The organism is Tissierellales bacterium (genome assembly GCA_035301805.1).
Taxonomy (GTDB): Bacteria; Bacillota; Clostridia; order Tissierellales; family DATGTQ01; genus DATGTQ01.
The window spans coordinates 1-9,436 of record DATGTQ010000244.1 but is presented as its reverse complement, the minus strand read 5'-3'; the positions used below and the strand labels follow the sequence as shown (position 1 = coordinate 9,436).

General features: G+C 31.0%; 12 protein-coding genes and 1 pseudogene. 10 read left to right on the top strand and 3 right to left on the bottom strand.

Annotated elements, in window-relative coordinates; genetic code table 11:
- Window positions 1-274 (top strand): hypothetical protein (locus VK071_12130; protein HLR36059.1); only part of this gene is annotated, 274 nt, incomplete at its 5' end.
- A 709-nt stretch (window positions 275-983) separates the two neighbouring features.
- Window positions 984-2,342, top strand: a complete 1,359-nt coding sequence (locus VK071_12125) for an NCS2 family permease (protein HLR36058.1) — start codon at window positions 984-986, stop codon at window positions 2,340-2,342.
- Between the two features lie 197 nt (window positions 2,343-2,539).
- Here VK071_12125 and VK071_12120 read toward each other — a convergent pair whose 3' ends face one another.
- Window positions 2,540-2,716, bottom strand: a complete 177-nt coding sequence (locus VK071_12120; protein ID HLR36057.1) for a hypothetical protein — start codon at window positions 2,714-2,716, stop codon at window positions 2,540-2,542.
- A 111-nt stretch (window positions 2,717-2,827) separates the two neighbouring features.
- Window positions 2,828-3,112, bottom strand: a complete 285-nt coding sequence (locus tag VK071_12115; GenBank protein HLR36056.1) for a hypothetical protein — start codon at window positions 3,110-3,112, stop codon at window positions 2,828-2,830.
- Between the two features lie 44 nt (window positions 3,113-3,156).
- On the opposite strand from VK071_12115, the pseudogene VK071_12110 reads away from it, so the two are divergent.
- The 6 genes and pseudogenes from VK071_12110 to VK071_12085 all read left to right on the top strand — a co-directional run bounded on the left by VK071_12110 (window position 3,157) and on the right by VK071_12085 (window position 6,866).
- Window positions 3,157-3,438 (top strand): annotated as a pseudogene (locus VK071_12110) (PcfB family protein).
- A 446-nt stretch (window positions 3,439-3,884) separates the two neighbouring features.
- Entirely contained in the window at window positions 3,885-4,442 is a 558-nt protein-coding gene (locus tag VK071_12105) for an ECF transporter S component (GenBank protein ID HLR36055.1), read from the top strand.
- Entirely contained in the window at window positions 4,442-4,930 is a 489-nt protein-coding gene (locus VK071_12100) for a hypothetical protein (GenBank protein HLR36054.1), read from the top strand. Before VK071_12105 ends, VK071_12100 begins: the two co-directional genes overlap by 1 nt.
- 560 nt (window positions 4,931-5,490) lie before the next feature.
- Entirely contained in the window at window positions 5,491-5,742 is a 252-nt protein-coding gene (locus VK071_12095) for a hypothetical protein (GenBank protein ID HLR36053.1), read from the top strand.
- A gap of 172 nt (window positions 5,743-5,914) precedes the next feature.
- Window positions 5,915-6,370, top strand: coding sequence for a helix-turn-helix transcriptional regulator (locus tag VK071_12090; protein ID HLR36052.1), 456 nt, complete (start codon window positions 5,915-5,917; stop codon window positions 6,368-6,370).
- Between the two features lie 199 nt (window positions 6,371-6,569).
- Window positions 6,570-6,866, top strand: a complete 297-nt coding sequence (locus VK071_12085; protein HLR36051.1) for a GNAT family N-acetyltransferase — start codon at window positions 6,570-6,572, stop codon at window positions 6,864-6,866.
- 369 nt (window positions 6,867-7,235) lie between these two features.
- Here VK071_12085 and VK071_12080 read toward each other — a convergent pair whose 3' ends face one another.
- Window positions 7,236-8,090, bottom strand: coding sequence for a LysR family transcriptional regulator (locus VK071_12080; protein ID HLR36050.1), 855 nt, complete (start codon window positions 8,088-8,090; stop codon window positions 7,236-7,238).
- Window positions 8,091-8,230: 140 nt separating this feature from the next.
- On the opposite strand from VK071_12080, the gene VK071_12075 reads away from it, so the two are divergent.
- On the top strand, window positions 8,231-9,082 hold the full coding sequence (locus VK071_12075; protein HLR36049.1) for an aldo/keto reductase: 852 nt from the start codon (window positions 8,231-8,233) through the stop codon (window positions 9,080-9,082).
- A gap of 102 nt (window positions 9,083-9,184) precedes the next feature.
- The coding region (locus tag VK071_12070; GenBank protein HLR36048.1) for an aldo/keto reductase at window positions 9,185-9,436 on the top strand (252 nt) is incomplete at its 3' end.

Genomic DNA, 9,436 nt, shown 5'->3' with positions numbered 1-9,436 from the left:
TAGAAAAGTAAAAGGTAGTTATATTTTATTGGTTTCTTGTGGTTTTTGCAAAACTAATATTGCTAAGTATCAAAAAGTAGGTAAAGGAAATTTATTAAGAATGCATATTGATAGAATTATTGAAGGTTCTATTGATTTTTCCAAGGATCCAGGAGCTATACATTGCCCTAATTGTGGTGAGTTATTAGGAACAAGAATGACTCTAAAAAGGGAGAATAAGGATGTTTATAAAATGCTACGTAGTACTTTCAATACTAGAAGGGTTAATAGATGATAGCTAAAGTAAAAAAACCTTATAATGGTTAGAAATAGCTGTTATAAGGTTGTATATATAAGAATAAGTGTCTCTAAGGGATAATTTTAATCAAAAGTATCTTCCTTGGCTTATTTAAATTTCAAGATGAGTCATTCCAAGTATTATTACCTTTTTATCAATATTTCATTCGTAGGTTAAATCTTTCTTATATGGGATATGTATAATAAAACTTTCGGATGATAAGCACTTGATACTAAAGCCATTCTATAAACTTAAAAAAACATGCTAATTTCTATAAAACTAAATAATACAAATACCACACTATTGAAAATAAAAGTCTTGAACCTCGTATAAATTAAGGTTTAAGACTTATTAATTTTTATATAAAATATGTACAGGAATATATGGTGTGAATGGTGTTTTATAAAGGCCTGCTTCTATGCCTTTGTTAAATATTTATAAAATTTGGGGATTTCAAATATATTAGATAGTTTAGCATATATTATTTCATAATTTTCGTTAAAACTAGACAAAAGAAGCTATTAGTATTAATTTACTGTGCATTCAAAAATATTTTTTGTTAATATATAACATAGAAACAAAATATTTTTTCAAGTAGTATTTTTAGTTGAGTTTTATATTTCGAGCAAGAATATTTTATAATAATAATTAACTGTACTCGATACTTATTCAAAAAATTAAAGGATATTAAAAGGAGAGATAAAAAATGAATGAGGAAAGTGTTTCAGAGTCATTTTTAGATAGTTTTTATAATCTATCTAAAAATGGTACAAATGTAAAAACTGAAATTATTGCTGGTGTTACAACTTTTATAACTATGGCCTATGCATTAATAGTAATTCCTAGTTTTTTAGCAGATGCAGGGGTACCACCACAAGGGTTATATACTTCTGTATGTTTAGTTGCAATAATAGGTACTATGTTACATGCACTTTATTCCAAGTTACCATTTGCTACTTCACCAGGCCTAGGGCTTACTATATTTTTTGCATATAAAGTATGTGCACCAGTATCCCAAGGAGGGTTTGGTTATACTTGGCAGCAAGGGTTGGCCGCTGTTGCAATATCAGGTATGCTATTTGTTATAATTACATTAACACCCTTAAGAAGAATCATCATTGAGGCTTTGCCTAATTGTGTAAAAATTGCAATAACTGCTGGTATTGGATTGTTCATATCACTTGTTGGATTTAAAAACTCTGGAATAGTTGTTGCCATAGAAGGTGGAATGCATTTTGGTAATTTAAGAGACCCGGCAGTGTTATTAAGTGTTTTAGGCATATTTTTAATTTTAGTCTTTATGGCTAAGGGGGTAAAAGCTTCAATTCTACTCTCTATAGCTATAGTTACAATAGTAGGAATTCCTCTTGGTGTAACTAACTTTTCAGAATTTCAAGCATTCTCATTACCACCATCAATAACAGATACCTTATTTAAACAGGATTTTGCTGGTTTGCTCGGTAATGGTGGTGCTGGAAAAGCTTTATTAAATGTTATTATGATTGTACTTACTATTAGTATGGTTGATCTATTTGATAATATTGGTACAATGTTGGCAGTAGCAGAAAAAGGTAATTTATATGATGAAACTGGAGATGTTAAAAATTTTAAAAAAGCTTTACTTACCGACGCCGTTGCTACAACCATAAGTTCCTTCTTAGGATGTACAACTACATCAACTTATTTAGAAGTTTCTTCGGGAATTGCTGCAGGAGGTAGGACTGGGCTTTCCGCACTTGTTACTGGCATAATGTTTATAATAGCTCTATTTTTCTCAGGGATCGTTAGTATAGTTCCCGCGGCTGCTACAGCACCAGTTCTTATAGTAATAGGTATCCTTATGATTGGGGCAGTAACAAAGTTAGATTTCAATGATATAACAGAGGCAGCACCATCTTTCTTTACCATTGCATTAATGCCTTTCACAGGAAGTATTGCTGAAGGTATTGCAGTAGGCATTATTTCTTACGTAATATTAAAACTTGCTACAGGAAGACATAAAGAAATTAAGCCAGCTATGTATTTATTATCTATATTATTTATGATAAGGTTTGCTATAATTTAAACAATATAATATTAGATACATAATTTATATAAAATATAAACCTTTAAGCAAATGAAAACGTTCTAAGAACTTAAATTAGATTTGTATTTCAAACATCATATGAATTGCTGGACTTAAAAAAACAAACCTGATGAAGGCCTATTAAACCTTTACCAGGTTTGTTTTTAAGAAAAAGTTCTAATAAAAGGTAGGCAATGTTAGATATTAGATCCTGGTGTTTTCTTTGATGTATCATACCCTAGCTCATAATATTCATTATTATTAAACTTAAAAGTTTTAATTAATTCAAGTCCAAGTTTTTTAGTATGGGCATTATAGGATCTAGGGTTAATTTTATTAATAAAGGTAATTAAAATAGGGTACCTTTTATTCATTTGAGTCCTTAAGAACTCAAAAAGATTTGGTAGAACTTCAGAACCGTGATAATCTTTATGAACGCAAATTGGTCCATATTGATAGGAGTTTCCTGTAGAAAGAACTTGACCCTAATATTTTGTCCCTGATAAGTCATTTATCATATGTTGAAATAAAGGCCATGCTAACCAATATTCCCAAGATGCAGCCATGGCATAGGCTATAACTCTATTACAATCACAAGCTATAGTAAGTCCATTTTCTTTTTCGATTAACTCTTCAAATTGTTTTTCTGTAAATAAAGTTGTAACAAAGCCATCAGATTTGTCTTCTTCACTTATGGTTGATACATGGTATTTTTGCTGTAATTCTGAAATAGCAGGGATATCCTCTAAAGTAGCATTTCTATATCTCATTAAGTGGCCTCCTTTTCTTTTAATGATTATGGTAAAAATTCATATTACAAAAAGGTGAAGCCAAGGAACTTAAAAAGCAACTTAACCGATATGGAGTTAATTTCTCTGTAATGAAGAATAAGGAGTCTGGGCTTTATTCAGTATTCTTCCAGGCAAAAGATACAAAGGTTATGGATCTAGCCTTTAAAAAAGCTATAGAAAGATATGAAAAGAAAGAAAATAAAAGAGACTCAACAAGGGATATTTTAAACAAATTTAAAAGGAGGGTGAAAAATACGGTAGTTAAAGATAAGGTGAAGGAAAAACACCATCAACAAGATGGGTAAAGAGAGCAGGTATTTAAGAGAAATCTTAGGTATATTTTTTATTGAGATAAGGTGAAGTGAATGGATTTTGAATATTTTTACAGGAGTGATGCTGAAAGTTTAGGTTTATCCGTTTACCTATAGTTCCTATTAAAGATGAGAAATTTAAAGGTTTATTAATAGGTGTGAAAGTGCTTTATTCCATGTATTTATCAATTGAAATTTGGTTCTTTATTCTCTATTGATTCAAGAGTTTGCTGATCTTTAGACTCGAATTTATTAATATACTTAGATCAGGATTTATTCGGCAGTCTGTAGGTGATCAAATGATACTGGACTTATTGGATCCTTCCTGTGTAAATTACTAATATCTATAGTAGGTAAGATTATATAAAGATTATCAATTATACATAGGATAAGCCTTATGTTATAATCTAAACGAAATTATAAGATAAGGAGGTTTTTCAATGGATCATAGACAAAAAATTTACGCATTAGTTTTTTCGGGGTTGGCTATAGCCGTAAATATAGTACTAGGTACAGTAGTAGGTATGCTTAATATACCTTTATTATTTTTAGATACTGTTGGAACCATATTTACAGCAGTAGTGTTTGGACCTTGGTATGGGGCATTAGCAGGAGGACTTACAAATGTAGTTCAAGGGGTTATAACAAACCCAAAAACTATTCCTTTTGCAGTAGTTAATATAGTAATAGGTTTGGTTGTAGGATTTATTGCTAGAAGGTGGAAGTTTGATTTCAAAACATCTTTTATTACAGGCCTAATACTTGCAGTTGTTGCACCCTTAATCGGTACACCAATAGCAACATATGTTTATGGTGGCATTACAGGAGATTTCAATGATGTGCTTTTTACATGGTTGGTTCAATCGGGGCAGAAGGTATTTACAGCAGCTTTCATTCCTAGAATAGCAAGTAATATTATTGATAAGATTGTAAGTTGTCTGATTGTAGCACTCCTAATCCAAAGGTTACCAAAGAAATACATTGAGGGAGCAAAGTAGTGGACAGAAAGAAAAGAATAGTATTCATTTCACATTGTATACTAAACCAAAATGCTGTGGTAAAGCCTTTAGCTAGGGCAAATGGTGCCTATACAGATATAATAAAGGAATTAATGAAAGAGGGGATAGGAATTCACCAACTTCCTTGTCCTGAATTTAGGTATCTAGGCTTGCAAAGAAAACCTATGAGTAAAAATGAATATGATACTGCAGAATATAGAAAGCTTTGTACTAGTATATCAGAAGATACCTTAAAGATATTAAAAGAGTATTTGGATAACGATTATGATATAGTGGGAATAATAGGTATAAATCAAAGTCCAACCTGTAGTATTAGAGAGACTATGGGTATATTAATGGAGGAATTATTATCTCTAGCCGATAAACAAGGGATAAGTTTAAAAACGTTAGATATACCTACTGATTATGTGGATGGGAAAGATAATTCTAATTTTATTTTGAAGTTAAGGAAATTTATAATGGAATAGTCAGGATAGCAGATAGATTTTATCTGCTATTTATTATTTATGGTAAGGTGGTTGGAATGTTAAGTTTATATAGTATAATTAGTATAATACAATGATTAGAGTGTCAAAAGGTCATTTTTCCTATATTGGCGATTTTCTGATATTTAAGGTGATAGAAGATTATTTGCCAAAACAAAAAGGTAAAGTAATCCAACTAAAGGACCATTAACAGGATGCTATAGATAGCTTACAGGAAATGAAACGGAAAGGAGAGAGTATAGCACTTTTATACCATGCCACAGGGGAACGTGTCATAATAGTGATGGGTGCAATAAATGTTTTTAAATCAAGGGATTCAGGAACTTTAACCAAATATAATTCATGCATTGCTTAGAGTAATTAGGATCTAATTGCTGTAAGCAGTGCATAAGAAGTGACGATTTTATTTTTTTAATAGTTATTATTATTTAGTATACTTATATTAAAATCATTGTTAGTTACGAATAAGTAGAATAAAGTTCAGAGGTATATAAATTAATGAAAATATTATTTATTTAACTATTGCAATTTTTGCAGTATCTTTGGGAATTATAATCAGAACACTTAATAAATTAAAACAAGACTTATTAGTGATAAAATCAAGTTTAGATAAAATTACTAAACAAGTTGGGGTAGTTGATATACCAATAGAGGATATGAGTATAGAAGAATTAAATGCTAAATTAAAGGAACTCATTTTAAAAGATGAAAGAATAGAGGCAATTAAGATGTATAGGATAGCTACAGGAAAGGATTTAGAAGAGGCTAAAAGCTATATTAATAACTTAATATAACTTCTTTACAATTAATGAACATCATTTATAAATAGTAGCATTATAATACAATACCACATGATAGCTATCTGCAAAAGACCTTTGACAACGAAACACATGCTATTAGCAAATACTTTTGATAGGGCTAAAATGTTTCTTTGATTAAGATAAAAGAGAAAGGAGATGTGGAAGGATGGAGTTAGGAAATCAGATTAAAAAGTATCGAAATGAATTAGAAGTTTCTCAAGAAAAATTAGCTGAAAAAATTTATGTTTTTAGACAATCTGTATCTAATTGGGGAAATGATAAAAATTATCCAGATATAAATAGTCTGATTCGTTTAGGTGAAGTCTTCCAAGTCCCTCTCGATATTTTAATTAAAGGAGATGTGGAAAAGATGAAAAAAGAGATAAGTGAAAAAGACAGAAAAGATTTTAATAAGGTGAGCAATATACTTGCTATCCTGTTTGGATTATTAATATTAACACCGATGCCTTTGTTGTATTTTCTGGATAACGTTGGAATAGCAATTTGGGTTATATTAGCTGTGGTTTCAATGTATGTAGCCATTTTAGCTGAAAAGAAGAAAAAAGAATTTGATATTCAAACATACAAAGAAATTATAGCCTTCACTAAGGGAAAAATTTAGATGAAATTTCAAAAGCAAGAGAAGAAGGGAAACGGCTGTATCAAAAAATATTATTAATAATTTTTGTTGTAATTTCTACTGTAATATTATCATTAGTAATAATGTGCGTACTAACAAAATTCTTCTAATAAGGTTTAAATGTGGTAAGTTATGAAATATGGGATGAAGTGTCCAGTATGTAGTACTGAAGTGGAAATGTTTGATATTTGCGATAATTAATATTATAAGAGATTTTCCAACTATATCAGAATGGACAATTGGGCTATTGCTACTTGAACCAGAAGAGCGAGGTAGGGGATTAGGAATAATAATACATGAAGCATTAGTTAAGTGGGCAGGACATTTAGGAGCAAAGAGATTTAGTATAGGAGTAATTGAAGATAATAATAGAGCTTTCAAATTTTGGTCAAATTTAGGGTATGCAAAGATAAAAGAAATTAATATGGATATTGCATCAAAAAATCAAGTGGTAAATCTTATGATGGTAGAATTTTAAACCAGGTTTTAAAAATGAAATTTAGCTACACATAATTTATATTTTGTTCATTTAGTGCATTATAAATAATCTAAATAGTGCTTATAAAAATTTAATAAAATTAAAACTAAACATAGAAACCCAAAGAGGCAAGTCTTCGATCAATTTATGTTCTGATAGTCTTCGCCTCTTTTTTATTTCAAGAACTATATAGAAAGAAAGGATTGAGAATGGTGTCAAAATATTTTATGTATGGTACATCACTGAGAAGAATAGAACAGCTGCTGATGTTGACCATAATTTCCACCCCAAGAAGAAGCAGAATAATTATTTTAATTGAGAAAGAGGTATCAAGTAAGACAACAGATGGTAACGCCATTGATGTTATAATCAGAGCATGTGTCTCCCAATCTCATGAAGAACAACTTCCATCTTTTTCTTTGTCTCTATTAGACAGATAAAATAGTATGATACGTTTGCTTCTGGATCAAGGATTGGAACAATCACACGATTTGTGGGGGTGCCATCCCGCTTGATAACTAAATCCGATGTGAAACAGGGAAGCGCAGAGTTTTTAACTAGCTCTTCAAATGAGAATTGATCGTCTTGAACTAAAAAATGAGAAGCAGGCATTTTCTTTAAACATAAATCATTCCAAAATCCAATTCTGGACCGAAGAAGAAAGCTTTCACCATCTATATCTTCAAAATAAATGCCATTGCGTTCAGCTAAAGGATGGGCTGGTGGAAGGGATAAAAATAAGTGCTCTTCTCCATATTTCATACAATGTATGTCTGAATCGTTTATTTCTTCATGTAAAATGATAAATTGATATATTCTATTTTTTAATCCTTGCAATAATACTTCTGTATTTTTCAGATCAGAGGATATGGTCATTTCTGGATAAAGGGTGGATAACAGTGGAATGGTAGACCATAAAGGTGCAGGAGCACAGGAACCAACGGAAATAGTACGTTGACTTCTGTCAAATGCCTGCACACGTTCCATCATATCCTTGGCTTGATTTAATACTCTTTCCGCATATTCTACTGCTAAGGAACCATTTTGATTTAATATTATTTTATTCTTTTGGCGTTCAAAGAGAGTTACACCTAGTTCTGCTTCTAGCTTTTGCATAGAACGACTTAATGCCGGTTGGGACAAATGTAACTCTTCAGCAGCCTTTGAAAGAGTTCCATATTTAGCGAATGCCAGTAATTGTTCTAATTGATATATTTCCAACATAGTCCTACCTCCAAAAATTTCATTATAATCATTTTAGTATGCATTTTAATTATAGCACATTTCTTAATTGGCATTGTACTTTTTTATAAAAAGTGTTTATACTTAATTTTAGGGCTTAGAAAAAACAAGGAGATTATGAAATGAAATATGTTACTTTAAACAATGGAGTCAAGATGCCTATAGAAGGTTATGGAGTTTTTCAAATCCAAGACCCAGATCAGTGTGAACAATGTGTAAGTGATGCACTTGAAATTGGATATCGATTATTTGATACTGCATCATCATATTTTAATGAAGAAGCAGTTGGAAATGCAATTCGAAAATCAGGTATTTCAAGAGAAGAAATCTTTGTTACTACAAAGCTATGGGTTCAGGATATGGGATATGAAAATACTTTAAAAGCTTTTGAAACCTCTTTGGGAAAACTTAGACTTGATTATCTTGATTTATATTTGATTCATCAACCCTTTGGTGATTATTATGATTCATGGAGAGCTATGGAAAAATTACTAAAGGAAGGTAGAATCCGTGCTATTGGTGTTTGTAACTTTAGTCAGGGACGTTTAGTTGATTTATGCATGAATAATGAAATCACCCCGGCAATTAACCAGATTGAAATACATCCTTTCTATCAACAACAGTCCGCAATAAATATTATGAAAGAATATCAGGTTCAACCAGAAGCATGGGGACCCTTATCTGAAGGCCAGAAAGATATATTCAGGAATAAGGTTCTGGAAGGGATTGGTAGTAAGTACAATAAAACTGTTGCACAGGTTATTCTACGATGGCATATTCAGCGAGGGGTTGTGGTTATTCCAAAAACAGTTCACAAGGAACGTATGATAGAAAATAGGCAAATATGGGATTTTGAATTAAATGAGAAGGATATGTATACAATTTCAACTATGGATATTGGCTATAGTGAAATAATTAATCATAATAGTGCATGTACAGCAAAATGGTTAAATGAATGGAAAATTCATGAGTAACCAGTAATCTCATATATATCGAAGATACATGAGTATAATCCCATATAGTCAAGTGTTGCTGATAAGGCAAAAAAGAAAATATTAAAGAAAGAGGTAATTAAAATGGAATTTGTAAAATTAAATAATGGAGTAAAAATGCCGGTATTAGGATTTGGAGTTTTTCAGGTAACCGATCCAAAAGTATGTGAGCAGGCAGTGTTAGATGCCATTTCGGTAGGATACCGTTCTATTGATACAGCACAGGCTTATGGAAATGAAGCAGCAGTAGGAAATGCAATAAAAAAATGTGGTGTTCCAAGAGAAGAATTATTTATCACAACCAAGGTTTGGATTTCAAATGCTGGTTATGAAAAA

Excerpts from the sequence above, each read along its gene's own strand:
- VK071_12125 (HLR36058.1), top strand. The coding sequence starts at position 984 with ATGAATGAGGAAAGTGTTTCAGAGTCATTTTTAGATAGTTTTTATAAT.
- VK071_12120 (HLR36057.1), bottom strand. The coding sequence starts at position 2,716 with ATGAATAAAAGGTACCCTATTTTAATTACCTTTATTAATAAAATTAAC.
- VK071_12115 (HLR36056.1), bottom strand. The coding sequence starts at position 3,112 with ATGAGATATAGAAATGCTACTTTAGAGGATATCCCTGCTATTTCAGAA.
- VK071_12105 (HLR36055.1), top strand. The coding sequence starts at position 3,885 with ATGGATCATAGACAAAAAATTTACGCATTAGTTTTTTCGGGGTTGGCT.
- VK071_12090 (HLR36052.1), top strand. The coding sequence starts at position 5,915 with ATGGAGTTAGGAAATCAGATTAAAAAGTATCGAAATGAATTAGAAGTT.
- VK071_12080 (HLR36050.1), bottom strand. The coding sequence starts at position 8,090 with ATGTTGGAAATATATCAATTAGAACAATTACTGGCATTCGCTAAATAT.
- VK071_12075 (HLR36049.1), top strand. The coding sequence starts at position 8,231 with ATGAAATATGTTACTTTAAACAATGGAGTCAAGATGCCTATAGAAGGT.